This is a genomic window from Paenibacillus plantiphilus (assembly GCF_927798095.1).
Lineage (GTDB): Bacteria > Bacillota > Bacilli > Paenibacillales > Paenibacillaceae > Paenibacillus_Z > Paenibacillus_Z plantiphilus.
The window spans coordinates 82,856-107,010 of the sequence record NZ_CAKMMF010000017.1 but is presented as its reverse complement, the minus strand read 5'-3'; the positions used below and the strand labels follow the sequence as shown (position 1 = coordinate 107,010).

Genomic DNA, 24,155 nt, shown 5'->3' with positions numbered 1-24,155 from the left:
ACGAATCCATTACTTTTTGCCGCTCTCCGGCATCTTGTCTCGCTGCTGCGGCTTGAGATAGTTCGGACGTGTCCGATTCTGCAGAATAGGCGGCCTGACGATGACGCTCCACATCCCTTTCATATCGAACGGTATGAACGGCCACATATACGGATGATTAAATGAGCGTCCAAATACGAGCATAATAAACAAAATCGTTGTGGCGATCACAAAGCCTGGCACCTTGAACGAGGCCACTGCGATGATGAGCACCAGCCGGACGATCCGATTGGCCAGGCCAAGCTCATAGCTTGGCGTTGCAAACATGCCGATGGCCGCTACGGCCATATACAGGATGACCTCATTGACGAACAGCCCTGTTTTCACCGCTATATCTCCAATGAGTATCGCCGCAATGAGCGACATGGCCGTAGCTAGCGGAGTGGGTGTATGTACAGATGCCATCCTGAGCAAATCGACCCCTAGCTCCGCAATGAGAAACTGGGCTACCAGCGGCAAGCTGCCTGCCTTTTGAGCGCCTATGAAATCAAACACAGCGGGCCTGAGCCCGGGCTCAAGCGTAAACAGAAACCACATGGGGAGCAGGAACAGCGAGGCGAATATGCCCATAAATCGAACCCAGCGCAGATAGGTTCCGATAAACGGCGTCTGGCGATTCTCCTCTGCATGCTGAACCAGATCAAAGTAGGTCGTCGGCAAAATCATAACACTCGGCGTCGTATCCACGAAGATAGCCACATGCCCTTCCATGAGATGAACCGCCACCACATCTGGCCGTTCAGAGTAACGAACAAGCGGAAACGGATTCCATCCCCGCTTCACTGTCGCCTCTTCAAGCTGCTTGTCAGCAAGCGGCAGTCCATCGAGCTTGACTGCTTTTATTTTATCCCGAATCGATTCGAGCAGGCTCTTGTCAACAATATCGTCGATATAGGCAATACATACATCCGTCTGCGTCCGCTCGCCCACCTGCATCACCTCATACCGCAGCTGCTTGTCGCGAAGCCTTCTGCGCACGAGCGTCACATTGACGAGCATCGTTTCCACGAATCCGTCACGGCTCCCGCGGACGACACGCTCCAGAGAGGGCTCTTCCGGTCCGCGAGCCGGGAAGCTCTTGGCATCGATCAGTAGCAGCTCCCTCTCACCATCTATGTAGAGCGCACTGCCTCCCGAGAGCACATTAGTCATCATTTTATGCCAATCGCCCTGCCGCTCGACCTGGATGCCCGGCACAAACTGATGGAAGAACGACTCAAAGGCATGGGACGACAGATCGCTGGGATCGAGGTAGGTTAGCCGGGTCAGAATATCTGTCAGAACCTCGTCCTTGGCAAATCCATTCATGAAAAACAACGCTGTCCGCCTGTTGCCGAATGTCATTTGCCGCACGACAACATCAAAGCTTTTCTTATACCCCACCTCCTGCTCCAGCTTCTGAATGAAGGCCTCTATGCTGTCAGGTATTATTGCAGCTTCCTGCTTCTCTTGACCGTCCGATGACTTTCCCTGATGCACACGTATGGGATCGGCATGCTGCTGCTCCCCCTTGTCGCCGTCCTCTTTCCAATGGGCAATGATTGGCGCTTCTCCCGCCTTGTCCAGATGCTCTTCATTGCCTTGACCATGTTCGTTCATCTATAGTTGCCCCCTTATTCCACACTATTTATCCATCCATTGAAAAACGAGCCAATCGAACAGCGATCCCGTTACTTTGCCCAGCATCATCGCCATTACGAGACTGACCATGTACTGGCCAAGACGAAGGCGCTTGGCGAGAAGCGGCAGCAGGTTCATCACTTCAGTAAGAGCCGCCGCAAGCATGCCGATAAAGATCCCATTGAACAGTCCTATCCCTAACAATATAGGGGGACCGGGCAGCCAGAAGCGCCATTCCATGAAATCAGCCAATGACCAGAAAACCGCACCGCTTATAAGCGCCGTCTCGAACCAGATCGATTTGCGGAAGGCATTCGCAAGCTGCGCCAGCCTCGGAATTAAGTCAAGGACGATGAGCAGAGCTATGAGTCCGCTGCCTACTGACAGCCCCCCGGCGAAACCAAGCAGCGCCACAAATCCTTTTGCCGCCCACGCTATGCTATCCATCTTCAATCCCTGCCCCGGAGCTGCTGTTGTTGTTGTTGGAGCTGCTGTTGCTGGAGCCGCGTTCGCCTGATTGGCTTTGGCTGTCATAGTCGTTCTTCTTGCTCATCTCATCGGCGATTACGTAGGCATTCATATTCTCCTCGTACATATACAGCTCGACCTCAAGCGGATTGGGCTCCTCATTAAGCTTCTTGCGGAAGATATGATTGAAGAATACAATCATGCCCAGACCGATTCCGAGCGAATACGGAATTTGAAACCATAGCGGATGCTCCCTCTTCTGCCCTGTCACCAGCTCGGTAATTCGCTGATGAACCTCCTTCATACTGACATCTGTATGAAAGTTCATAATGGCAAGTCCCGAGCCGAAGAACAGCAGCAGCCAAGCTAGAATCAATACAAGGACTCTTGGCTTCGGCGGCTTATCGGCTACAAGCACCAGCACCTGCGGATCACCGAACGTCTCCACGGTGAGCGCTGGCTCCGCCTGCTGCACAATTTGCACAATTTGCAATAAATCGATGACAACACGGTTGCCCTCATACGGCTTATGGCGATGCAGAATAAAGGTTTGAAGCCGCAGCTCTATATCAGCATCTGCGCAGAAAATACGCGCCGCATGACCAAGTGTGACGATGCCTCCCGGCTTAATGCCAATACGTTTGCGCAGCCGCAAATACAGAATGGATGAATGGGTAGAGCTCAAGCGCTTGACCTCCCATCATTAGATCGTGGTGCTTCACTCTTCCCATTTAGTATGATTAAAGGTCCCCGTGGATAATCGGATCAATTGCGGAAAGTTCCACCATCTCTTCATAAGCACAGCAAAAAGACCCCGCCACCGTTCCCGGCAATGGGGTCTCCATACATGCTCATTGCGCAATCTGATCGCGGATCAGCTGCAATATTTTCTTCTCCAGCCTCGATACCTGCACCTGAGAGATGCCCAGCCTTGCCGCTACCTCGGACTGTGTCTGGTCCCGATAATACCGCAGAAATACGATGAGCCTCTCCCGCTCGGACAAGCCGCTGATCGCTTCGTTGAGCGCCAGCTTGTCGAACCACTTCTCCTGCGACTCGTCAGCGATCTGATCCATCAGTGTGATGGGATCGCCGTCGTTCTCAAACACCGTCTCATGTATAGAGGTTGGCGGCTTGTTCGCCTCTTGAGCGAATACGACATCCTCCGGGCTGATTTCGAGCCGCTGGGCGACTTCCTTGATCGTGGGCAGCCGTCCGAGCACCTTGGACAGCTCATCCTTCGCCTTGCGCACCTTATTGGCTGTTTCCTTGAGCGACCTGCTTACCTTCAGCGTTCCATCGTCCCTTAAAAACCGCTGAATCTCCCCGATTATCATCGGAACCGCGTAGGTTGAGAATTTCACGTCATACGACAGATCAAATTTATCGACCGACTTCAACAGACCGATGCAGCCGATTTGAAACAAATCCTCCGGCTCGTAGCCACGGCCCATAAACCGCTGCACGACAGACCAGACGAGCCGAATATTGCATTGTACGAGTGTATCACGCGCTACTGTTTCACCAGATTGGCTAAGCGCGATCAGCCGCTTCACTTCTGAATCGTCCAAGTATGGTCCCGCTGTTTGTTTCACACCGACTTCCATGAGGTTCAACCCCTACGCGCTTAATTAAATAGCGCTTTTTTCGATTCAATGCGCTTGGTCATCGCAATTGATGTTCCGGTTCCCGGCTCGCTTGACACCTCGAAGCCATCCATGAAATTTTCCATAATTGTAAAGCCCATTCCCGACCGCTCCAGCTCGGGCTTCGACGTATACAGCGGCTGGCGCGCCAGGTCCAGGTCTTCAATTCCGTTGCCATTATCCTTGATAAGCAGCTTCACAACATCACCTTTAATCGACGCTTCAATCGTCACCTTGCCGTCCGGATCATTGTCGTAGCCATGAATAATGGCATTCGTAACCGCCTCGGAGATAACGGTCTTCAAATCGTTCAGCTCCTCCATGGTCGGATCGAGCTGGGAGACGAATGCGGCTACAGCAATGCGCGCGAACGCTTCATTCTCCGAACGCGCGGAAAAAGTAAGCGTCATCTCATTCGCTTCGTTCATGAAACGACCTCCAGACTTGTGAGCGCTAATCGCTCATTCTCGTGAATCGGCAATATTTTGAACAGCCCTGACAGCTCGAACAATCGGTACACGCCCTGATTGACATCGCAGACGACCATTTGGCCGCCTTTGGCTTTAAGCTGCTTATATCTGCCCAGAATAACTCCCAGACCAGAGCTGTCCATAAATTGGAGCTGCTTCAAACTGAGAATGACATGGTCGCTGCTGCCGTGCAGAATCGCATCCTCCATCTTGAAGCGCACAATATCGGCTGTATGATGATCCAGCTCGCCGTGCAGCCTGACGATGAGCACATTGCGGTAATGCTCCAATTCCACCTGCAAACTCATACTCTTGTTCACTCCTCCCCGTGCTGAACAAGCATTTCTACAATTGCAGTTCCATTTCCTGCCTCACGACAAAACTAGAAGCAGAGCCCTATGAGCTGACAAAAAACGCGAGCTCCGCCGACGGTAAATGCCATGTATAGCTAAGTGAACAGACCGCCGAAGCTTCGTTTAAGCAGCTTCCACCAGCCGGCTCTCTCCACCGATACGGGTGCATCCACCGCAAATTCAGTCAGCACCTGATCTCCCTGGTACACAACAAGCTTGCCGATCGGAGCGTTCACAGTAACAGGCGCCTTCAGCGGCTCCAGCTTCAGCTCATAACGGATATCCTTGACGGAGCTGCCCTTCTTGAGCAGGACGCTGTAGCTATGCTTGGCCGTCAATTGAAGCTCCGGCTGAATGCCCTTCTCTACCTTGACCGTACCCATAGGGTCGCCCTTCTTGAAGATAGAGTGGTTCATATACTGCGCAAATGAGAAATCGAACATTTGCGACACTTCCGCATTCCGTGTCTTCGTATTCGGCTCACCCATAACAACTGCGATAACACGCAAATTATCACGACGTGCAGTCGCTGTGAGGCAGAATTTAGCCTCGGACGTAAATCCGGTTTTGAGGCCGTCTGCACCTGTATAGAAACGGACAAGCTTGTTCGTATTGACCAGCCAGAACGGCTTCTCGCTCGATTTGCGCAGATAGTCCTGATACATGCCCGTATATTTAGTTATTTCATTATGCTTGAGCAGCTCGCGGGACATGACAGCTATATCATGAGCGGAAGAGTAGTGGTTCTCCGCCGGCAAGCCGTTGCAGTTGGCAAAATGGGTGTTTTTCAACCCGAGCTCTTCAGCGCGCTTGTTCATCATGTTCACAAACTCCGCTTCTGTCCCCGCTATCTTCTCCGCCATAGCCACTGACGCGTCGTTGCCTGAGGCTAATGCGATGCCCTTCAGCATCTCATCCACGCTCATCTGCTCACCCGGCTCCAGAAAAATTTGCGAGCCTCCCATTGAAGCCGCATAGTCGCTCGTCGATACGGGATCAGTCAGCTTAATGCGTCCTTCGTCAAGAGCCTCCATAATGAGCAGCATCGTCATCACCTTCGTAATGCTCGCAGGCGGAAGACGGTCATGGCTGCTCTTCTCGTAAATAATCGTTCCGCTGTCTGCATCCATTAGAATGGCCGAACGGGAAGATGGCGCTAATTCCGATTGATTATTCGGCGCCTTCTGCGCCGGCTGCTCTTCCCCAGCCCATGCTGCAGACGGAGCCATTATCAGGAATATCGCGGCCAAGGACGTAACCGCCAATTGTTTACACATGTTCTTCATACGTACCGATCCCCTCCTAAATGATGCCAACGACCGCATGCGGCCGCAGTTCGGCTAAAATCTCATTCTTAGTGTCGACCGATACGCGTTAAATTATTCCAGATTTTATAAAATGCATCGAAGTTTTAATGGCTGGAGCTTCGAATAAGGTTGAAGGCGTATGTACCCAGCAAGTGGGAAGCAGATTTCGAATAGACCAGCTATTTAACATTGTTTTCCCGTCTTACAGACTAATGTCGAATCCAATAGCGTTCCGTAAGAGGATATTTCCTTTTTACAGCTTTGGATTCGGCTGTTTGGCTGCTGGAACGAGTCTTTTAAGCGGGAATATACCTCTTACAACTACTCATTACGATCAAATTTGAGCTGTAAGCTGGATTTATCCTCTTATGCACACTCGTCCTCTCGAACCGGGCTCTGACCAAGTCCACCATGTTGCGCGATATGCGCAACGGTGTTTCAGCGCAACGCGCGTTAGGAGCTTGCGCGCGTTGCGAAAAAGCAAGACCTATAAAAAAAGCAGCCGCAGATCATCCGTTTCCGGATACTGCAGCCGCTTCTTGTCTGTTAGCTATACCTGTTGACGCCGTCCGCTGTCACGACCGATAGCAGCAGAGGAGACAGATGCGGTCTCTCCTCGCCAATCGTGTAAGCATCCTGAACATGTTCCGCTATGAGCCCGTTCACCTCATCATTCCTGCTTGCATGCAGCAGCGCAATTGTCTCGCCAACCGCCACATGATCGCCAACCTTGCGGCGGAGAACGAGTCCGACAGCATGATCGATAACCGCATCCTTCGTTGCGCGTCCTGCTCCAAGCTGCATCGCGGCAATGCCAAGCTGCTCAGCATCGATGCGTTGTATATACCCTTCCTGTCGGGACGTCACCTCGATCATGACGGGCGCCTGCGGCAGCAGGCCCGGGTTATCCACAACAGCGGGATCACCGCCTTGCGCCTCGATAAAGGCGCGGAATTTATCCAGCGCCGCCCCGGAATCCAGCTGTTGACGAAGCAGCTTCTCTGCGGCTTCGATATCGTCAGCCTGCCCGCTTAACACGACCATTTGCGCGCTAAGGGCCAGACAAAGCGCCGTAAGATCGCCAGGTCCCTGGCCGCGCAGCGTATCGATCGCTTCCTGCACCTCCAGCGCATTGCCAATCGCATAGCCGAGCGGCTGATCCATGTCGCTTATAATGGCGGCTGTCTGACGGCCTACCTGCGCACCGATGTCCACCATCGCTTTTGCAAGCGCCTCAGCCTCATCCACCGTTTTCATAAAAGCGCCGCTGCCCACCTTCACATCCAGCACGATCGCATCCGCGCCCGCAGCAATTTTCTTGCTCATGACAGAGCTTGCGATCAGCGGAATGGATTCCACTGTAGCAGTCACATCGCGCAGCGCATAAAGCTTCTTATCAGCGGGCGTAATGTTCCCGCTCTGGCCGATGACCGCCAGGCCGATATCGTTGACCTGAGCGAAGAAGCGTTCCCTTGACAGCTCCGTCTTCAAGCCTTGAATCGATTCCAGCTTGTCTATCGTTCCACCCGTGTGTCCAAGCCCTCTTCCCGACATCTTCGCCACAGGAACACCGCAGGCGGCAACGAGAGGTCCTATGATGAGCGTCGTTTTGTCGCCTACCCCGCCTGTGCTGTGCTTGTCGGTTTTGATCCCGCGAATGGGAGAGAGATCGACTTGATCACCGGATTTGGCCATCGTTAAAGTGAGAGCAGCTGTTTCCTCCGCATTCATGCCGCGAAAAAAAACAGCCATTGCCCATGCGGACATCTGATAGTCAGGTATGTCGCCACGGCAATAGCCCTCTACCAAAAAAGCGATCTCCCCTGCGGACAGTGGCTCGCCATTCTTTTTCTTATGTATAAGATCAACTGCGCGCATCAGAAAGAGCCTCCTCTATGATGTATAAAGCTGCTGATTCAGTTTGCATTGGGCTCATTGAGCGATTTGCGCTTGTCCGTTTGCGCTTTAACAATCAATTGGTCAAGGGTCTGGCTGAGCAGCAGCACTTCGCGGTGCATAAACGTCTGCTTCCGCATTGCCGCTGCCACCAATTGACCACGCAGCCGTTCAAGTCGACGATTCGTTAGATTGTCCATAATAATCACCACTTTATTTGTTATCACGGACATTATACGACGATCATCGAACAAAGAATGTCACAATCAGTCGAGCCAATTGTTACAATTGTGTGACAAAGGCTGATTGGAGGGAGCGAAGCAGGAAGAAGGAAGCTGTAGAAGCGTAAGCGTTCGCCTTTGTTCCCGGATTTCTACCTTGACCCTTATCATCAGGAAATCCGGGAACAACAGCGATCGGAAGATCCTTCTTGCCTGCGCAGCGGCTCTGTTCCTATCTTTTGACGTTACATTCAGCCTACAGCAAGGCAATCAGGCCGTTAACAAGGCTAAGGAAGCGTGTTTTGACCCGCTCCGTTGTTTCCATCACTTCCGCATGGGACAGCGGCTGGTTCAAAATACCCGATGCCATGTTGCTGATACAGGAAATACCGAGCACCTCAATGCCGGAATGCCGCGCCGCAATGACTTCCGCAACCGTTGACATGCCGACTGCATCTGCGCCCATCGTGCGCATCATGCGGATTTCCGCAGGTGTCTCATAGGAAGGTCCAAGGATGCCGACATACACGCCTTCGCGAAGTGTGAACCCTTGCGCCTCTGCCGTTTGGCGGGCCAGGCCGCGCAATCTGCTGCTGTATGCTTCCGACATATCGGGGAATCGCACGCCAAGCTCATCATCATTGGGCCCAATCAGCGGATTGCGGCCAGTCAGGTTAATATGATCGCTTATAAGCATCAGATCTCCCGGATCATAGCCCTGATTAATTCCGCCAGCGGCATTCGTGACGACGAGCGTTGCAACACCGATGGCTTTCATCACGCGAACAGGGAAGGCTGTCAGCTCAGGTCCATAGCCTTCATACATATGGAACCGGCCGCGCATGAGCACAACCGTCCGTCCTGACAGTGTACCGATCAACAGCTCACCGGCATGTCCCTCAACAGTTGATAGTGGAAAATGCGGAATATCCTCATAGTTGATCGTTACCGCTTCTTCAATATAATCACCCAGAATGCCAAGACCAGAACCCATGATAAGTCCAATCTCAGGCTTTACTTTGATGCGTGAAGTTATGTATTCGGCAGCTTCCCGAATGTGCGATCCTGTTAATACGTTCATTATTAAATGCCTCCCATGTTATCAATGCTTCATTATTCGCTCTTCAAAACAATCTCGTTCCCCTTACCTCAGCTCGCTCAGGAATGAACTGCCATTCTCCGGCGGATTGACACCGAAATTATGCGCAATCGTCGCAGCAATATCGGCAAAGGTTGAGCGTACGCCAAGCGATCCCTGTGCTGTAAAAGAAGGGCTGTACACCAGCAGGGGCACATACTCCCGCGTATGGTCAGTCCCCCTATGTATCGGATCGTTGCCATGATCTGCTGTAATGATCAGCAAATCCCGCTCGCCAATCAGCCGCTCCAGCTCCGGCATAGCCCTGTCGAACTCCTCCAGAGCCTCACCGTAGCCTATCGGATCGCGGCGGTGGCCATAAAGAGAATCGAAATCGACCAGATTCGTAAAGAGCAGACCTTTGAACGGACGGGCAAGCGCCTGCGCAGTTTGCTCGATGCCATCGGCATTGCTCTTGGTCGGAAGCGATTCTGTAATGCCTTCCATGCTGAAAATATCCCCGATCTTGCCGACAGCAATCACATCGAACCCGCCATTCTGAAGCGAATTCAGCACCGTGGGCTGTGGCGGCGATACAGCATAATCATGACGATTTGGCGTCCGCTTGAACCCGCCAGGCGCGCCTATGTAAGGTCTTGCTATGACGCGGCCAACCGCATAGCGGTCATCAAGCGTCAATTCGCGGGCAACCCGGCACGCCTCATAAAGCTCCTCAAGCGGAATAACCTCTTCATGCGCAGCAATCTGAAACACGCTGTCTGCTGACGTGTAGACAATCCATTTGCCCGTGCGGATCTGTTCCTCGCCCAGCTCATCGAGAATTTCTGTTCCGCTCGCCGGCTTGTTGCCAAGAACACCGCGGCCTGTCCGCGCCTCGAACGCAGCCAGCAGCTCCTGCGGGAATCCGTCCGGGAAGGTGCGGAAGGGGACGGACACCTTCAGCCCGGCAATTTCCCAGTGGCCCGTCATCGTATCCTTGCCAACGGAAGCCTCCGCCATTTTGCCATAGTGTGCTGCAGCACTGTTCTGGCCTGGCATCCAGTTCCCTAGCGGGGCGATGCGGTCAATGCCCCAGCGTCTTAAATTCGGCAATTGAAGGGTGGGCACACGCTTCAGAATGTGGCCGATCGTATGGGACCCTGCATCTCCGAATGAAGCGGCATCCGGCATTTCGCCGATTCCAACACTATCCAGCACAATAACAGCAATCCGGTCAAACGACATCTCTTCACTCCTTTTCTTCATTCTCCATCTCCACCTATCGGACTATATAAATGAACTTAAGAAACGGACAAGGAAGCGGAGCAGGGGAATGTTTCTGGAGAAGCGTCAGCGCTCGCCTTTGTTCCCGAAATTCCACCATGAACCACTTCAATTCTAGAATTCCGGGAACAACAGCGATCGTAAGAACATTCCCCCGCGCAGCGGCCCCTTTGTTCATTTCAATCGTTCAACTTATAGATACGATTATTTCACCTTCGCCCTTGGATGCGCAAGGTTATAAACATCCTTGATGCGCGTCTTTGTCACTTGTGTATAAATTTGTGTCGTAGAAATATCAGCATGGCCGAGCATTTCCTGGACAGATCGCAAATCCGCGCCATTCTCCAGCAGATGGGCAGCGAAGGAATGCCTGAGCGTATGCGGCGTAATTTCATTAACAATGCCTGCTTCCAGAGCATGTTTTTTAATAATTTTCCAGAAGCCCTGCCTCGTCATTCGAGTACCTAATTGATTCAGAAATAATGCCTGCTCGCTGTCATCCCTCTTCACCAGCTTGCAGCGCATCGTGTGAATGTAAGCGGATAAGGCTTCGCATGCTACGCCTCCAAGCGGAACGATCCGTTCCTTGGCGTTCGCGCCGACACAGCGAATAAATCCCATTCCTACATCAACATGCTCGACATTAAGCGTAATGAGCTCCGTCACTCTAATTCCTGTTGCGTACAGCACTTCCAGCATGGCATGGTCTCGAACGCCTGCCGCTGTCGTCATTGGAGGAACGCTCAGAATACGCTCCACCTCTTCCACCGTGAGCACCTTGGGCAGACGTTTCTCCTGCTTCGGCGTCTCCAGCTCAGTGGATGGATCGTACGAAATAAGCCGCTCTCTCGTCAAATATTGAAAGAACGAACGAATCGACACCGTGTATCTGGAAACAGTCGCAACCGCTCTTCCCAACTGCCGAAGCTCAAGGAGATATCGTGAAATATGATGCTTCTGTACATCGGCAACCGTAGACAGGCTCTGCTGCTCTAGATAATCAATAAAAAAATTCAAATCGCGCTCATACGATTCGAGCGTGTTCGGAGAGAGTCTGCGTTCGGACGACAGAAACTGGATAAATGATTGTAGTTGTGCTTTCATGGGTCGTTCCTTTCCCTGAAATCGTTCCGATTGTCATGTTTCTCACTAATCTATTCCACAATGAACATGGGATTTCCTGCCCATCCAACGCAATTCATGTCGAATGAATGATGAGCTGCATTCCATGACTGCCTCACTCTCCGTACCAATAGAACAATCGTAGCCTGTCGGACAAAGCAGCATCCTCCATCAGCATCAGCTGAGACTGAAATACCTTATGCGCACTGCCCTGCGGTATTCGATATGGATCTTCAGGGGTGATCCATACTGCAATAAACCGGCACCCGCCATACATCGCGATAGTGAGCAGCGTCAGCAGCACAAGAAAGAGCAGCCGCCTTGCCCATCTTCGCACCGATAGAACCATAGCCTTAATCCCCTTTCATATGCTGAACGGACAATGGTTGTCCCTTACACCACCATATGACAGAAGGAAAACGTTCATGACTTGTCTACACGCTAGTCAAAGGGTTTATTCCCGATTAGCTGCTCCAGCGACATATAGGGGATTCCGACCGCCTCCGCAACACCGCAATGCGTGACATGGCCCTTGTATGTATTGACACCCTTGCCCAGAGATTCATTGTGCAGCACCGCTTGCTCCAGCCCTTTGCTCGCCAGCTCAAGCGCATAGGGCATCGTGACATTCGTCAAAGCAAAGGTCGATGTGCGAGGCACTGCCCCAGGCATATTGGCTACCGCATAATGGAGAACGCCATGCTTCTCGTAGATGGGATTGCTATGTGTCGTCACACGATCAATCGTCGCAATTGAGCCGCCTTGATCAACTGCAACGTCAACGATGACAGCGCCCTTCTTCATCGTCTGCACCATCTCATCGGACACAAGCTGTGGAGCGCGGGAGCCTGGAATCAATACTGCACCTATGAGCAGGTCAGCCTTGCGCACCGCATTGGCGATATTGTAGGGGTTGGACATCAACGTTCGGATGCGCCCGCTGAACGTTTCATCAATATGCCGCATGCGATCCGCGCTTTTCTCCAGAATGACCACACTGGCGCCCATGCCCAGCGCAATTCTTGCGGCGTGGATACCGACGGTTCCTCCTCCAATGATAATAACCTCTGCAGGAGGCACTCCGGGAACGCCGCCCAGCAGTATTCCTCGTCCGCCATAGAAAGCCTCCAGAAATTGCGAGCCTACCTGAACCGCCATTCTTCCGGCAACCTCGCTCATCGGCGTAAGCAGCGGCAAGCTGCCGTTCTTGAGCTGAATCGTTTCATAGGCAATACCCGCGACACCCTTTTGCACCAGCGCTTTCGTCAGATCATGAGCAGCAGCCAGATGCAAATAAGTAAACAAGAGCAGTCCTTGGCGAAAATATTGAAACTCCTCCGGCAGCGGCTCCTTTACCTTCATAATCATCGCAGACCTGGCCCAGACCTCTGCAGCTTCAGCAATGATCACAGCGCCTTCCGCCTCATAGCACTCGTTATCGAAGCCGCTTCCTGCGCCCGCATTGCTTTCGATCAGCACCTCATGTCCAGCCGCCTTGAGCATGCTGGCCCCTGCTGGCGTGAGCGCTACACGAAACTCGCTGGCCTTGATCTCTTTGGGTACACCGATAATCATCACTATTCCTCCTCCAAAGTGCATGCCTGCCCGCTTCTCAATCGCACTGCTGACTCTATCCCACTCGCTGCTATTGTCAACGCGCCTCAAAATCCGAGCTGCTGGGGCTGCTATACGCGCTGCCATCTCTCTATGAAGATTCCAGCGCTTCTGTTTCTCTATTGAACTTTCTAGGCTGCACTGGCATATTCCTCCTGAAGCTTTGAACCTCATGCCTCCACCTTTGTCTCCATGACGATACGGTTTCCCCAGATGCCATAAATTATGTGCCGGGAGGACAGACGCCCATGCCTGTCATTGTATGTCTCCATACACTGGATTAATGGCTGTAGAACTTCGATGCCAATCAACGGCTTAGCCGGCAGCAGGAATGATTAAGGAGGATTTTTCATTGAGAAGAGTAGAACGATTGCTTATACATTGCTCCAGCAGCACCGTATCTGGACATACCGTTCGTCAAATCATCGGCTTCAAAAACCAGGCCATTTACAAGCGATGTATCAGGGAGCTGTCGAGGAATGGCATCCGTCCTGTAAAAAGCATACGCAGAAGCCGCGTCATCTCTTGCCTGCTGGATGGCCGTCGCACAGAACAGCTGCAGTCGCTCAAAAATCACCCGCATGTTAAATACGTCGAGCCTGATTTCAAAATCAGCTCTCATCGTATTGCCCCTCCCTCAAGCGAAGCCTCCTTAGCCGTCCGTTCAAAGCAGTGCAAGCCCTCCATACAAAACTCTGCCTCCTTAGGCATTAAAGGTAGAACCGCTGCCAGGAATCTCCCTGCAGCCAAAGCTGTACCCGTCCTCAGCCGACCTTCGCGCCCGCTTCTGCTCCCGCCCAAATTCTCCAATTCAGCAACCATTCGCAAAGAAATAACGTGGAACATCGCCCGCATTCAAGCGCCAGACGTCTGGTCGTCAACAAGCGGAGAAGGCGTCAAAATCGCAATTATCGATACCGGCATCGCGGCGCATCCTGATCTGCATATTGCCGGGGGCATCAATACTGTCGACGGCTCCTCCTATCAGGACGATAACGGACACGGGACCCATGTCGCAGGAACAGCAGCTGCGCTGGGCACTAACGGCAATATCACCGGAACCGCCCCCAAAGCTGAGCTCTACGCAGTGAAAGCGCTGGATGCCGACGGCTCCGGTTACGTATCCGATATTATCGCAGGGATCGACTGGTGCATCAAAAACAAAATCCAAATCATTAATATGAGCCTGGGCTTGCAGGGCAGTTCAAGCACTGCGCTTCGCGATGCCATTAAACGAGCCAGCAAGCAGGGCATCGTTATTGTCGCCTCTGCCGGCAATTCTGGTCCCCGCTCAGGCGGTATCGACGAGCCGGCCAGCTATCCGGAGACCATTGCCGTTGCCGCCTCCACGATCTCCAACGGGATCGCAGATTTCAGCAGCCGCGGCGACGGGATTGATGTAGCAGCGCCAGGCAGCATTATCCGGTCCACCTGGCTTCGGGGCGGTTACCAGATTCTATCAGGAACGAGCATGGCATGCCCTCATGCTGCCGGCAGCGCGGCTCTCATTCTAGCCAAGGAACCCCATCTGACGCCATCGCAGGTCGCTGAACGGCTTCGTTCATCCGCCCGCTCCCTGACGGGCTTCGCTGCCCAGTCGCAAGGCTCCGGCTTGCTCCAAATTGCCGATGCGCTGCAAGCCGGGAATAGCGGGACTGCTGCTCGCTATAAACGCATTCTGCAGCGCAGAAGCCGCATCCGCAGAAGCAGCAAAAGCAGAATGCCCAGAACCCGTTGAAGGGACAAAAAAACTCCCCGTGCGATAGCTGCGTTGTTAACGTAGCTTATCGCACAAAGGGAGTTATTCCGGTTGCTGCTGATCGTTCTTACTGCGACATCGACTGCAGATGCCTTGAAAATCAAGCCGATGATCAAGAACAGTGAAACCAAATTCCAGCTCAAGCCTCTCTTCCAAAGGGCCAAGCCAATCTTCTAATATTTCGTCCATGGCACCGCATTGAACACAAATCAAGTGGTGATGGTGGTGTTTGTTGTTGTCGGTACGCAGATCGTAACGGGCAACACCGTCGCCGAAGTTCATCTTCTCCACGACGTGAAGCTCGGTTAGAAGCTCTAATGTTCGATACACGGTAGCAAGCCCGATCTCGGGAGCCTTGTCCTTAACAAGCATAAAGACATCTTCCGCGCTCAAATGATCTTCTTCATTCTCTAAAAGCACTCGTAGTGTCGCTTCGCGTTGCGGGGTCAGTTTGTACCCTTGCGACTGCAGCTGCTGTTTTATCTTATCAATCCGGGATTCCATGGTTTCCCCCCTCGCACTGCCTTACGCCCATCGCCGGAAAACGTTTGCTTTCATTATAGGGGCACATTGCGAATAAAGTCAAACCCTATTTTAGAATCATTACAATCCTTCAGGGACATCTGCCAGCAGCGGCACGACCCATTTCAACATGACAGGGGATAGAAAGATCTCAACGAACGAAGCACCGGCTATAATGACAAGCATGAGGGCAAAGGTTGTCGTATGTGAAACAAAGGGTTTGCCCAACGTGCCGTACCGATTCAAGAACCTGCTTCGAATAATATAGAGGGAGAAGGAGACCGCTGACACACTGGCAATGAGCAGCGCAGGCACAACGAGCAGATTGGGCGGTGCAACAGAAACAAGCGAGAACAGAAGCCCTTTCCACGAGTATTGGCTAACAAGCGTTCCGACCGCAAATCCGACAAGGACGCCCTTCAAGAAATCAAGCGCCAACACCAAAGGCATGCCGATTACTGTAAGTCCCAGCACCCAGATTAGAATAAGCCACTTGCCATGAAATAAGACGCGGTCCCAAAAGGATAAAGCGCCCTCCGGCAGCATGCCGTTCCCGGCGCGTTCTGCAAACTTCTGCACATAAACCGCCAGATCCTGCTGCTGGTCAAAGGTCAGCGCATTGACCAGCAGTGCTCCGAAGACGATTCCAACAACAAAGATGACCGTAACAAATATGTATATTGTGAGCTGATCCTTCATCAGCAGACTGCTCGACGACGATGCCCGCATGACCCGCATGACATTCACTCCCCATTTCGAATGGTTAAGTGTATGTCCAAGCCCCTCTTCCTATGCCGTTAACTTGGACAAGGAATGGGACATGTGGTCGACCGATTGCCGTCGTGCAGCGAAGCACCACGCTCTGGGAGCTGCGCTCGGTACGAGCTTCGTGCGCCGTTCTTCGCTGCCTCTTTGCAGCGAAACATCGCGCACTTGGAGCTGCGCTCGGCGCGAACTTCGTGCGCCCTCCTCGCTACTCCTGATTACCCGACACTCTGCCGTAGCGCCCTCCCCCGCCTGTATCAAGCTGCAGCGTTCCGGCTCTGGCGCTGCCAATAACACTTGCGGTAGATGAGCCGACAACCTCGGCGATTTCTTCCAGGGAAGCATCATGCAGCACCGCCATCTCGGTTCCGAAACGCTCCAGCAGCTTTTCCAGCGTACGTTTGCCAATCCCCGGAACAAATTCCAGCGGAACCTGATAAATATAGGGTGGTCTGCCCCCTCCGTCATAGGATCGCTCTCTTCCCGCATACTGCGCTAGCTGCTCGATTCGATCCATAACGCCTCGTACCAGCTTTGGACTGCCGCACAGCGGACATCGCTCGGAGGCGGCTTCCTCATCCGCCAATGATCCGCAGTTCAGACAATAGGTCCGGTGGTACTTGCCAAGCAGCGGATTGAGGCCATAATTCGCAAGTATAGCCCGTCCGCTTCCGCCCCGCAGAGCAAGCGCCAGCTCGTCGAATGAAGGCTCAGCCATGCGCATGACATTATATTCGCGTCCGATCTTGGCGATAGAATGCGCATCGGAATTTGTGACAAAGGGAAGTCTGTCCAGATCAGGAATCCAGCCGGCCATCGTACTGTCTGAGCTAAGACCCAGCTCGACCGCATCTACCATGTCGGGATTTAATGTTTCCTCCAGCGTGTCCGAGCAGCTGCCGAACAGGCTCTTGTGCGGTGTGAATATATGAGCTGGAATGAATAACCCGCCCCGGCCCTTCACTTCCTCCTGCAGCTCTCGTGCAGGTACATAAATACGCTGCGAGCTGAGTCCGATATTGCGCATATGCCGGCTCATCCAGCTTGAGAATGACTGCATAGATGCCAGTGTCGGCAAATACGCCAGATGATGCGCTGGGCCGCAGCCAGGGTCCCTCACCTCAATCTCCGCACCGAGCAGTATCGTCGTTGCTTTATAACGAATCCCGCCGCCCTCAGCTTCAGCCATCTCGCCTGCATGGAGCAGATCCATGATATCCTGCTGCACACCGGGCGAATGACAATCGATCACGCCAAGCAGCCCAATCCCTTTCCGAACGGCAGCTTCATGAGCAATATTGCGAAAGGTCAGGTCGCGGCTGGCGCTTATCTTCACTGGAGCCCCGCTCTCTGTTCGGCCGATATGGATATGCAGATCAGCGAAAACCCGCTTCATATCCGCGCTATTCATACTGCTGGATTTTCCCTGTCAGCCGGTAAATTTGCCACGCGTATACGGCAAGAATTGTCTTCGCATCGCTGATCCGTTCCTCGCGAATATAGGTTTGCGCCTGCTCGAACGTTATAGCGTCCACAGCGAGAAATTCGTCCTCGTCCGGTCTGCTGTCACCCTTCACGAGATCCTCTGCCAAGAAGAGAAACAGCTTCTCATCGGCGAATCCCGGCGAGGTGTAGAAGGCATTGATGGGCCGAAGGCGGCCGGCTCGGTAGCCCGTCTCTTCCTCAAGCTCGCGGGCTGCGGCTGCTATAGGCTCCTCGCCCGCATCGAGCTTGCCTGCTGGTATCTCAATCTGGAATTTCTCCATCGGCTTCCGGTATTGCTCTACCACCAGCATTTTGCCGTCTATTAATGCAAGCACAGCTGCCGCTCCGGGATGCTTCACGATTTCGCGCGTAGCTGTTCCTCCGTTCGGAAGTTGTACCGTATCCACCTGCAGCGAGATGACCTTGCCTTGGAATATCGGCTCTGTCTTCATCGTGATTTCGCGAAATTCATCTGTTTTTTTCAACATAATTACGAACACTCCTTATCCGCTCATAGACGCGAGATGAATGCTGCCCGACTGCAGCCGCTTTTAAGAATAAGCTTCAGTCATAAGTTGTCCCCTATCTTCATATGCTGATCATGCAGGGAGCGCAGCCCAATTGCAAAGCTCTTCAAATAAAATAGTTCGACGTGCTTACTATAATGACATTTGTGATTAATAACCAATTAAGGGGGTATGTTTCATGAAACAATATTCCGTTACAAGCAAGCTCATGCTTGTTGGCAAGGCCTGGGAAATCCGTCATCAGCTCCGGCTAATGATGAAGCAAGGCGCTGTCCGCAGCAAGGAAGATCAGCGCGCGTCCACATTAAGCGACTATTTGGAACACCGGCGTCCCTTGCAGTATAAGCAAGCCAGAAAGCGGCTGCTGTAGCCACTGCTTACACGTATATAGAATGTCAGATAGGGAAGAGTCGCGGCCGCCTGCTGTCCGCTTCTCTTCCCTATTGCCTATTGCCCCTTGCCTATGCCGTTTCTTATGCTTGTTTTTTGGCCGCCTGTGAAATAATTTCAACAACTAGCCCAGCCGTCTTAACCAAATCGGCGACTTTAATCTGTTCCTTCGTCGTATGGATATGCTCGTAGCCAACAGCAAGATTAACGGTCGGCACACCTAATCCATTGAAAATATTAGCATCGCTGCCGCCGCCTGAATGGAAGGTCCGCGGTTCAGCGCCAATCGCCGTAATGGCTGATTTGGCCAGCTCGACTACCGCATCACCATCACTGTACGAGTAAGCAGGATAGATAAGATCGCTTTCAAACTCTGCACGGGCTCCATATTCCGCTGCGACCGAATGAACAGCTTCGCGCATCGCAGCAACCTGCTTATCCAGCTTATCCTGCACAATGCTTCTCGCCTCAGCATCCAGCTTCACATAATCGCATACAATATTCGTTGCGCCGCCGCCTTCGAAACGACCAATATTAGCAGTCGTCTCATGATCGATGCGTCCAAGCGACATGCGGGCTATTGCCTTGCCCGCTACTTGAATCGCGCTGATGCCGTCTTCGGGATTAACACCCGCATGCGCCGATTTCCCGAATATTTTGATCGTTATCTTCGCTTGCGTTGGCGCTGCAACAGCAATATCGCCTATAGCGCCGTTGGAATCAAGCGCATACCCGAATGCAGCCTGCAGATGCTCCCTGTCCAGGGCGCCAGCCCCGAGCAGTCCCGATTCCTCGCCAACCGTAATGACGAACTGCACAGGACCGTGCTTGATTCCCTGCTCCTTCAAAACCTTAATGCCTTCCAGCATGGCAGCCAGGCCCGCCTTATCATCGCTTCCGAGAATGGTCGTGCCGTCGCTGCGGATATAACCGTCATCATCGAGCTGCGGCTTAATTCCGTTGCCAGGCATTACGGTATCCATATGCGAGGTGAAGAAAATCGTCGGAGCAGCCTCCTCTTGTGTAGCGCCCAGATTGGCGATCAGATTGCCAGCGCCATGTCCTGTTTTCGCTGCGGCATCATCCTCCTGCACATCCAGCCCAAGCGAAGCGAACTTTTGCTTCAGCACATCGCAAATCTGCCTTTCATTCCCCGTCTCGCTATCGACCCGTACAAGCTCCATAAATTCATCCACAATGCGTTGTTCGTTAATCATCAGCCTTCCACCATCCTTCTCAATCGTTTACAATAGTCCTATACGCACTTATTCTGTACGAAAGGAGTATGCTGACATGCGCCCCAATCGAATGATGAGAGTTTTTATCTGGTTATTAATTATATCCTTGCTGCTGTCAACGCTGCTCATCGGCATCGGCTGGATGTTCGAATAGCTCTGTCCCGCCGGCAGTCGCATAGCCGAACTGCCGGCAAAAATGCGGCAGGATCTCCTTCGCAACCTGTTCAACGGTCAAATGTATGCCCGCTGCATCCGCGAATGAGGTCACTTCGTAATCCTGAATCCCGCAAGGAACGATGCCTCTGAAGCCATCCTCCGCAATTCCTGCCTTCACATTGAGCGCGAATCCGTGACTGGTCACGAACCCCCTGCGAGTGCGAGCCTTGTTGAATTTCACTCCGATTGCAGCGATCTTCTTATCGCCAATCCATACGCCCGTATATTCCGGCTTCCGGCCGCCTTCTAATCCATACTCCCCAAGCCAGTCAATAATAACCTGTTCCAGCTGGCGCAAATAACCATGCAGATCAAGGCCCGGCGCCTCCAGATAGAGAAGCGGATAACCGACGAGCTGACCGGGACCATGGTAGGTAATATCGCCTCCCCGGTCTATCTGGAACACGCCAATTCCTTGCTCCGCAAGCTGCTCCTCTGATAAAAGCAGGTGCTCGGGATGCTTCTGGGAGCCTATCGTATAAGTCGGCGGATGCTGAAGCAGGAGAAGCGTCTCTCGTCGCTCCTCCTTGTCAATTTGTTTCACATATGTTCTCTGAAGATCCCACGCTTCGGCGTAGCCTATCAGGTTCGTATAGCTGACGTCGAGCGTCTTGACATTCGTTGTTGTCATCGCTCTCTAGCCTCGTTTCAGTACAGTTTAGTGTCCAAATCGAAACCTTCCAGATTATCCTTCACACGCTGCAGGAACCGTCCGCATATGACGCCGTCGAGAATCCGGTGATCCAGCGACAGACAGAGGTTGGCCATGGAACGTACAGCTATCATATCATTAATGACGACAGGACGCTTCACGATAGACTCGAAGGTCAGAATCGCCGCTTGCGGGTAATTGATGATCGGATAGGAGAGAATGGAGCCGAATGAGCCCGTATTGTTAATGGTGAATGTTCCACCCTGCATATCGGACATGGTGAGCTTGCCTTCGCGCGTCTTCCGAGCCAGCTCGTCAACCTCGCGTGCCAGACCGGCAATATTTTTCTGATCCGCATGCTTGATAACAGGCGTCCAGACACCTTCCTCCGTACCGACCGCCAGCGAAAGATTAATATCCCGCTTCACAATGATTTTATCCACTGCCCAAACCGAATTCATGATCGGGTAATCCTTAATCGCATTCACAACCGCCTTGAGCAGGAAAGCCAAATAAGTCAGGTTAACGCCTTCGCGTTTCATGAACTCGTCCTTAAGCTTGTTCCTCAGCACGACGAGATTCGTAACATCAACCTCGATCGTTGTCCATGCATGTGGAATTTCAGTAACGCTCTGCCGCATATTTCGGGCTATCGTATTGCGAAGCGGCGTCACGTCGATCATGTATTCACTTCGTCCCTGCTGCAGATTCTCTACTTCAATAGCAGGAAACGGCGGTGATTCCGTCAGATGAAGACCGGACGTACGAACAGTCTCTTTCGTGTCCATATTGATCGACTGCGCCGGAGCAGCGCCAGCAGGCGTTCCCGTATTGCCTGAGGCTGCATACGCCAAAACATCCTTGCGCGTAATACGGCCGCCAAGACCTGTACCCTTAACCGATGCAAGAACGATGCCATGCTGGGCAGCCAGCTGCTGAACAGCAGGTGAATAGCGATGACGCATGCTGGTGTCGCCTTCTTCTTCTTGAACAGAGCCTTGCCCATTAGCGACCGAAGTCTCTGCTGCAAAGCGAGCGGTTCCCGTTCCCGCATCACCTGAATCCCCGCTCTCGCTACTGCCGAGCACTTCTGATTCTATGATGCATATCGGTGTGCCTACCGGCACATTTTCACCTTCGCCTACCAATATCTTCCTTAATGTTCCGCGAATTGTTGACGGCAGCTCGGCATTTACTTTATCGGTCAGTACTTCACATATCGGCTCATACATATCAATTGTATCACCGGGCTTCTTCAGCCATTTGTCAATTGTCGCAGATACGAGTGACTCCGCAAGCTGCGGCATGACGATTTCGGTCAAGGTCGTCTTCATCCCATTCAACTCCTAAAAGTCTTCTAAGCTACACTGTTCAAGCTTCCTTGGCTGTAGATATCAGCTTCGGCAGCCTCCATCCAGCCATGCTAAGAACACTTCATGCAGCATTTATTCTAATACAATGCCAACTGCCTCATCGCTTCCTTAACCTTATCCTTATTCAGCATAAAAAATTTCTCGCCCGGCGGATTGATCGGCATAGCCGGAACATCCGGTCCGCACAAGCGCATAATTGGCGCATCCAGCTCGAACAGCATCTCTTCCGCGATAATAGCAGACACCTCGCCGCCGATACCGCCGAATTTATTATCTTCATGTATAATGAGTACTTTGCCAGTCCGACGCGCTGCGGCAAGTATGCTCTCTTTATCAAGCGGCTGCAGCGTTCGCAAATCCAGAACATGCGAGGTTATGCCCTCTTCCTCCAGCTCTTCTGCCGCCTCCAAAATAAAATGCAGCGGCAGGCTATAGCTGATAACCGTTATATCATCGCCTTCGCGCAGCACATTGGCTTCGCCGATCGGCACTGTGTAGTCATCCTCCGGCACATCTCCAACAATAAGCTTATAGCACTTTTTATTCTCGAAGAACAAGACCGGATCAGGATCGCGCACGGCAGCCTTCAGAAGGCCTTTGGCATCATAAGCGCGGAAGGGAGCCACAATCTTCAAGCCTGGCGTGCCGAAGAAAACGGATTCTGGACATTGCGAATGATACAGTCCGCCGAATACGCCTCCGCCGATTGGCGCGCGTATGACGATCGGACAGGACCAATCATTATTGGAACGGTAACGGATCTTCGCCGCTTCGCTTATGATCTGATTCGTAGCCGGAAACATAAAATCCGAATACTGCATTTCTGCGATAGGCTTCATCCCGTACATGGCCGCGCCGATAGCTACACCAGCGATCGCCGACTCAGCGAGTGGCGTATCCATGACCCGGTCTTCCCCAAATTGTTCCAGGAGCCCCTTCGTCGTTGAGAATACACCGCCTTTATAGCCGACGTCCTCACCCAGCACGAACACATCCTCATCGCGCTCCATCTCTTCTTTCATCGCAAGGCGGATCGCATCAATATATTCCATCACCGGCATCTTAACGTCCCCCTTGGCTTTGATCGCCATCATAGACGTGCAGAAGAATATCCTCTGGCTTAGGGAAAGGAGCTTTATCGCCGTATTCAGTAGCATCGTCCAGCATCGCACGAATCTTCACCATCAGCTCGGCATCCTTCTCCTCATCCCAAATTCCGCACTCGATCAAATATTGCTTATATTTCACAACCCCGTCCTTGCCGCGATGCTCGTCTACCTCTTCCTTAGTCCGATAGGCGAGGTCATTATCCGAGGTGGAATGCGGCGAGATCCGGTACATCATTGCTTCGATCAAGGTTGCTCCTTCGCCGGCAATAGCTCTTGCGCGCGCTTCCTTCACGACCTTGAATACCTCTAGCGGATCATTGCCATCCACGCGAACGCCGGGAAACCCGTATCCGGCGGCACGGTCGCATATGCGCCCTCCAAGCTGCTTATGCATCGGAACCGATATGGCATACTGATTGTTCTCGCACATAAGAATTACCGGAAGCTTATGCACGCCGGCAAAATTGCAGCCCTCGTGAAAATCCCCCTGATTGCTGGAGCCCTCGCCGAACGTAACGAAGGTGACAAGCTCCTTCTTCTTCATCTTCGCCGCCAGCGCAATACCTACCGCATGCGGGACCTGTGTCGTAACCGGACTGGAGCCCGTAACAATTCGCAGACGTTTGTGCCCGAAGTGACCCGGCATCTGTCTACCGCCGCTGTTAGGGTCCTCGGCCTTAGCGAACAGGGACAGCATCAGCTCCCTGAGCGTCATGCCCAGCGTCAGCACGAGCGCATAGTCGCGATAATACGGCAGGAAATAATCAACCTCCCGATTAAGCGCGAACGCCGCGCCAACCTGAGCAGCCTCCTGGCCGATACCGGATACATGGAAATTAATTTTGCCAGCGCGCTGCAGCAGCAGACAACGCTCATCATAACGCCGTGAAGTGATCATAGTGACATACATTTCAATCGCTTGCTCATCTGTAAGGCCAAGCTCTGCATGCTTGGTTTCATTCTTAATCGACTGTGATTGCTTCATGAAGGGATGCCCTCCT

The 24,155-nt window shown here is 52.6% G+C and carries 25 protein-coding genes; 2 read left to right on the top strand and 23 right to left on the bottom strand.

The annotated features are described in order from the left end of the window. Positions 1-9: 9 nt before the first annotated feature. From L6H65_RS15870 to ald, 14 genes are all read right to left on the bottom strand, one after another. Positions 10-1,638 carry a spore germination protein gene (locus tag L6H65_RS15870; protein WP_236343572.1) on the bottom strand — a complete coding sequence of 543 codons (1,629 nt, stop codon included), beginning with the start codon at positions 1,636-1,638 and terminating at the stop codon, positions 10-12. Positions 1,639-1,662: 24 nt separating this feature from the next. Further along, positions 1,663-2,106: a stage V sporulation protein AB gene (locus L6H65_RS15865; RefSeq protein ID WP_236343571.1), complete on the bottom strand. Its 444-nt coding sequence runs from the start codon at positions 2,104-2,106 to the stop codon at positions 1,663-1,665. Continuing rightward, positions 2,099-2,812: a stage V sporulation protein AA gene (locus L6H65_RS15860; protein WP_236343570.1), complete on the bottom strand. Its 714-nt coding sequence runs from the start codon at positions 2,810-2,812 to the stop codon at positions 2,099-2,101. Before L6H65_RS15860 ends, L6H65_RS15865 begins: the two co-directional genes overlap by 8 nt. A gap of 166 nt (positions 2,813-2,978) precedes the next feature. After that, entirely contained in the window at positions 2,979-3,734 is a 756-nt protein-coding gene (gene sigF / locus L6H65_RS15855; protein ID WP_236343569.1) for an RNA polymerase sporulation sigma factor SigF, read from the bottom strand. A gap of 20 nt (positions 3,735-3,754) precedes the next feature. Continuing rightward, entirely contained in the window at positions 3,755-4,201 is a 447-nt protein-coding gene (spoIIAB, locus tag L6H65_RS15850; RefSeq protein WP_236343568.1) for an anti-sigma F factor, read from the bottom strand. After that, complete coding sequence (gene spoIIAA, locus L6H65_RS15845; protein ID WP_236343567.1) at positions 4,198-4,551, bottom strand: anti-sigma F factor antagonist; 354 nt, start codon at positions 4,549-4,551, stop codon at positions 4,198-4,200. The genes spoIIAB and spoIIAA overlap by 4 nt, the downstream gene beginning before the upstream one ends. 140 nt (positions 4,552-4,691) lie before the next feature. Next, a complete protein-coding gene (locus L6H65_RS15840) occupies positions 4,692-5,873 on the bottom strand; it encodes a D-alanyl-D-alanine carboxypeptidase family protein (protein WP_371877707.1) in 1,182 nt (393 codons plus the stop codon). 576 nt (positions 5,874-6,449) lie between these two features. Continuing rightward, positions 6,450-7,781: a pyrimidine-nucleoside phosphorylase gene (locus L6H65_RS15835; RefSeq protein WP_236343565.1), complete on the bottom strand. Its 1,332-nt coding sequence runs from the start codon at positions 7,779-7,781 to the stop codon at positions 6,450-6,452. A gap of 38 nt (positions 7,782-7,819) precedes the next feature. Next, positions 7,820-7,999, bottom strand: a complete 180-nt coding sequence (locus L6H65_RS15830) for an aspartyl-phosphate phosphatase Spo0E family protein (protein ID WP_236343564.1) — start codon at positions 7,997-7,999, stop codon at positions 7,820-7,822. Positions 8,000-8,276: 277 nt separating this feature from the next. Beyond that, positions 8,277-9,101, bottom strand: coding sequence for a purine-nucleoside phosphorylase (locus tag L6H65_RS15825; RefSeq protein ID WP_236343563.1), 825 nt, complete (start codon positions 9,099-9,101; stop codon positions 8,277-8,279). A 63-nt stretch (positions 9,102-9,164) separates the two neighbouring features. Continuing rightward, a complete protein-coding gene (locus tag L6H65_RS15820) occupies positions 9,165-10,343 on the bottom strand; it encodes a phosphopentomutase (RefSeq protein WP_236343592.1) in 1,179 nt (392 codons plus the stop codon). Positions 10,344-10,586: 243 nt separating this feature from the next. Next, entirely contained in the window at positions 10,587-11,486 is a 900-nt protein-coding gene (gene xerD, locus L6H65_RS15815) for a site-specific tyrosine recombinase XerD (protein WP_236343562.1), read from the bottom strand. A 133-nt stretch (positions 11,487-11,619) separates the two neighbouring features. Further along, positions 11,620-11,853 carry a DUF4227 family protein gene (locus L6H65_RS15810; protein ID WP_236343561.1) on the bottom strand — a complete coding sequence of 78 codons (234 nt, stop codon included), beginning with the start codon at positions 11,851-11,853 and terminating at the stop codon, positions 11,620-11,622. A 92-nt stretch (positions 11,854-11,945) separates the two neighbouring features. Then, positions 11,946-13,079: an alanine dehydrogenase gene (gene ald / locus L6H65_RS15805; protein ID WP_236343560.1), complete on the bottom strand. Its 1,134-nt coding sequence runs from the start codon at positions 13,077-13,079 to the stop codon at positions 11,946-11,948. 391 nt (positions 13,080-13,470) lie between these two features. Between ald and L6H65_RS15800 the strand changes: the two genes are divergently transcribed. After that, complete coding sequence (locus L6H65_RS15800) at positions 13,471-14,856, top strand: S8 family peptidase (protein ID WP_236343559.1); 1,386 nt, start codon at positions 13,471-13,473, stop codon at positions 14,854-14,856. Between the two features lie 63 nt (positions 14,857-14,919). On the opposite strand, the gene fur is transcribed toward L6H65_RS15800, so the two are convergent. The 4 genes from fur to L6H65_RS15780 all read right to left on the bottom strand — a co-directional run bounded on the left by fur (position 14,920) and on the right by L6H65_RS15780 (position 18,137). Next, a complete protein-coding gene (fur, locus tag L6H65_RS15795) occupies positions 14,920-15,381 on the bottom strand; it encodes a ferric iron uptake transcriptional regulator (RefSeq protein ID WP_236343558.1) in 462 nt (153 codons plus the stop codon). 99 nt (positions 15,382-15,480) lie between these two features. Beyond that, complete coding sequence (gene spoIIM, locus L6H65_RS15790) at positions 15,481-16,128, bottom strand: stage II sporulation protein M (RefSeq protein WP_371877706.1); 648 nt, start codon at positions 16,126-16,128, stop codon at positions 15,481-15,483. Between the two features lie 244 nt (positions 16,129-16,372). Further along, a complete protein-coding gene (locus L6H65_RS15785) occupies positions 16,373-17,575 on the bottom strand; it encodes an endonuclease Q family protein (RefSeq protein ID WP_236343556.1) in 1,203 nt (400 codons plus the stop codon). Next, complete coding sequence (locus L6H65_RS15780) at positions 17,568-18,137, bottom strand: NUDIX domain-containing protein (RefSeq protein ID WP_236343555.1); 570 nt, start codon at positions 18,135-18,137, stop codon at positions 17,568-17,570. Before L6H65_RS15780 ends, L6H65_RS15785 begins: the two co-directional genes overlap by 8 nt. A gap of 217 nt (positions 18,138-18,354) precedes the next feature. On the opposite strand from L6H65_RS15780, the gene mciZ reads away from it, so the two are divergent. Beyond that, a complete protein-coding gene (mciZ, locus tag L6H65_RS15775; protein ID WP_236343554.1) occupies positions 18,355-18,546 on the top strand; it encodes a Z-ring formation inhibitor MciZ in 192 nt (63 codons plus the stop codon). A gap of 103 nt (positions 18,547-18,649) precedes the next feature. Here mciZ and L6H65_RS15770 read toward each other — a convergent pair whose 3' ends face one another. The 5 genes from L6H65_RS15770 to L6H65_RS15750 all read right to left on the bottom strand — a co-directional run bounded on the left by L6H65_RS15770 (position 18,650) and on the right by L6H65_RS15750 (position 24,139). Further along, positions 18,650-19,783 (bottom strand): M20/M25/M40 family metallo-hydrolase, encoded by a 1,134-nt coding sequence (locus tag L6H65_RS15770; RefSeq protein WP_236343553.1) that lies wholly within the window; start codon positions 19,781-19,783, stop codon positions 18,650-18,652. 136 nt (positions 19,784-19,919) lie between these two features. Further along, entirely contained in the window at positions 19,920-20,651 is a 732-nt protein-coding gene (gene lipB / locus L6H65_RS15765; RefSeq protein ID WP_236343552.1) for a lipoyl(octanoyl) transferase LipB, read from the bottom strand. A gap of 17 nt (positions 20,652-20,668) precedes the next feature. Further along, positions 20,669-22,006 (bottom strand): dihydrolipoamide acetyltransferase family protein, encoded by a 1,338-nt coding sequence (locus L6H65_RS15760; protein ID WP_236343551.1) that lies wholly within the window; start codon positions 22,004-22,006, stop codon positions 20,669-20,671. Between the two features lie 116 nt (positions 22,007-22,122). Beyond that, complete coding sequence (locus L6H65_RS15755; protein WP_236343550.1) at positions 22,123-23,106, bottom strand: alpha-ketoacid dehydrogenase subunit beta; 984 nt, start codon at positions 23,104-23,106, stop codon at positions 22,123-22,125. A 1-nt stretch (position 23,107) separates the two neighbouring features. Beyond that, complete coding sequence (locus L6H65_RS15750) at positions 23,108-24,139, bottom strand: thiamine pyrophosphate-dependent dehydrogenase E1 component subunit alpha (protein WP_236343549.1); 1,032 nt, start codon at positions 24,137-24,139, stop codon at positions 23,108-23,110. Positions 24,140-24,155 lie beyond the last annotated feature (16 nt).

Coding starts and splice junctions, on each gene's coding strand:
- L6H65_RS15870 (WP_236343572.1), bottom strand. CDS start 1,638: ATGAACGAACATGGTCAAGGCAATGAAGAGCATCTGGACAAGGCGGGA.
- L6H65_RS15865 (WP_236343571.1), bottom strand. CDS start 2,106: ATGGATAGCATAGCGTGGGCGGCAAAAGGATTTGTGGCGCTGCTTGGT.
- sigF (WP_236343569.1), bottom strand. CDS start 3,734: ATGGAAGTCGGTGTGAAACAAACAGCGGGACCATACTTGGACGATTCA.
- spoIIAB (WP_236343568.1), bottom strand. CDS start 4,201: ATGAACGAAGCGAATGAGATGACGCTTACTTTTTCCGCGCGTTCGGAG.
- spoIIAA (WP_236343567.1), bottom strand. CDS start 4,551: ATGAGTTTGCAGGTGGAATTGGAGCATTACCGCAATGTGCTCATCGTC.
- L6H65_RS15840 (WP_371877707.1), bottom strand. CDS start 5,873: ATGTGTAAACAATTGGCGGTTACGTCCTTGGCCGCGATATTCCTGATA.
- L6H65_RS15835 (WP_236343565.1), bottom strand. CDS start 7,781: ATGCGCGCAGTTGATCTTATACATAAGAAAAAGAATGGCGAGCCACTG.
- L6H65_RS15830 (WP_236343564.1), bottom strand. CDS start 7,999: ATGGACAATCTAACGAATCGTCGACTTGAACGGCTGCGTGGTCAATTG.
- L6H65_RS15825 (WP_236343563.1), bottom strand. CDS start 9,101: ATGAACGTATTAACAGGATCGCACATTCGGGAAGCTGCCGAATACATA.
- L6H65_RS15820 (WP_236343592.1), bottom strand. CDS start 10,343: ATGTCGTTTGACCGGATTGCTGTTATTGTGCTGGATAGTGTTGGAATC.
- xerD (WP_236343562.1), bottom strand. CDS start 11,486: ATGAAAGCACAACTACAATCATTTATCCAGTTTCTGTCGTCCGAACGC.
- L6H65_RS15810 (WP_236343561.1), bottom strand. CDS start 11,853: ATGGTTCTATCGGTGCGAAGATGGGCAAGGCGGCTGCTCTTTCTTGTG.
- ald (WP_236343560.1), bottom strand. CDS start 13,079: ATGATTATCGGTGTACCCAAAGAGATCAAGGCCAGCGAGTTTCGTGTA.
- fur (WP_236343558.1), bottom strand. CDS start 15,381: ATGGAATCCCGGATTGATAAGATAAAACAGCAGCTGCAGTCGCAAGGG.
- spoIIM (WP_371877706.1), bottom strand. CDS start 16,128: ATGCGGGCATCGTCGTCGAGCAGTCTGCTGATGAAGGATCAGCTCACA.
- L6H65_RS15785 (WP_236343556.1), bottom strand. CDS start 17,575: ATGAATAGCGCGGATATGAAGCGGGTTTTCGCTGATCTGCATATCCAT.
- L6H65_RS15780 (WP_236343555.1), bottom strand. CDS start 18,137: ATGTTGAAAAAAACAGATGAATTTCGCGAAATCACGATGAAGACAGAG.
- mciZ (WP_236343554.1), top strand. CDS start 18,355: ATGAAACAATATTCCGTTACAAGCAAGCTCATGCTTGTTGGCAAGGCC.
- L6H65_RS15770 (WP_236343553.1), bottom strand. CDS start 19,783: ATGATTAACGAACAACGCATTGTGGATGAATTTATGGAGCTTGTACGG.
- lipB (WP_236343552.1), bottom strand. CDS start 20,651: ATGACAACAACGAATGTCAAGACGCTCGACGTCAGCTATACGAACCTG.
- L6H65_RS15760 (WP_236343551.1), bottom strand. CDS start 22,006: ATGAAGACGACCTTGACCGAAATCGTCATGCCGCAGCTTGCGGAGTCA.
- L6H65_RS15755 (WP_236343550.1), bottom strand. CDS start 23,106: ATGCCGGTGATGGAATATATTGATGCGATCCGCCTTGCGATGAAAGAA.
- L6H65_RS15750 (WP_236343549.1), bottom strand. CDS start 24,139: ATGAAGCAATCACAGTCGATTAAGAATGAAACCAAGCATGCAGAGCTT.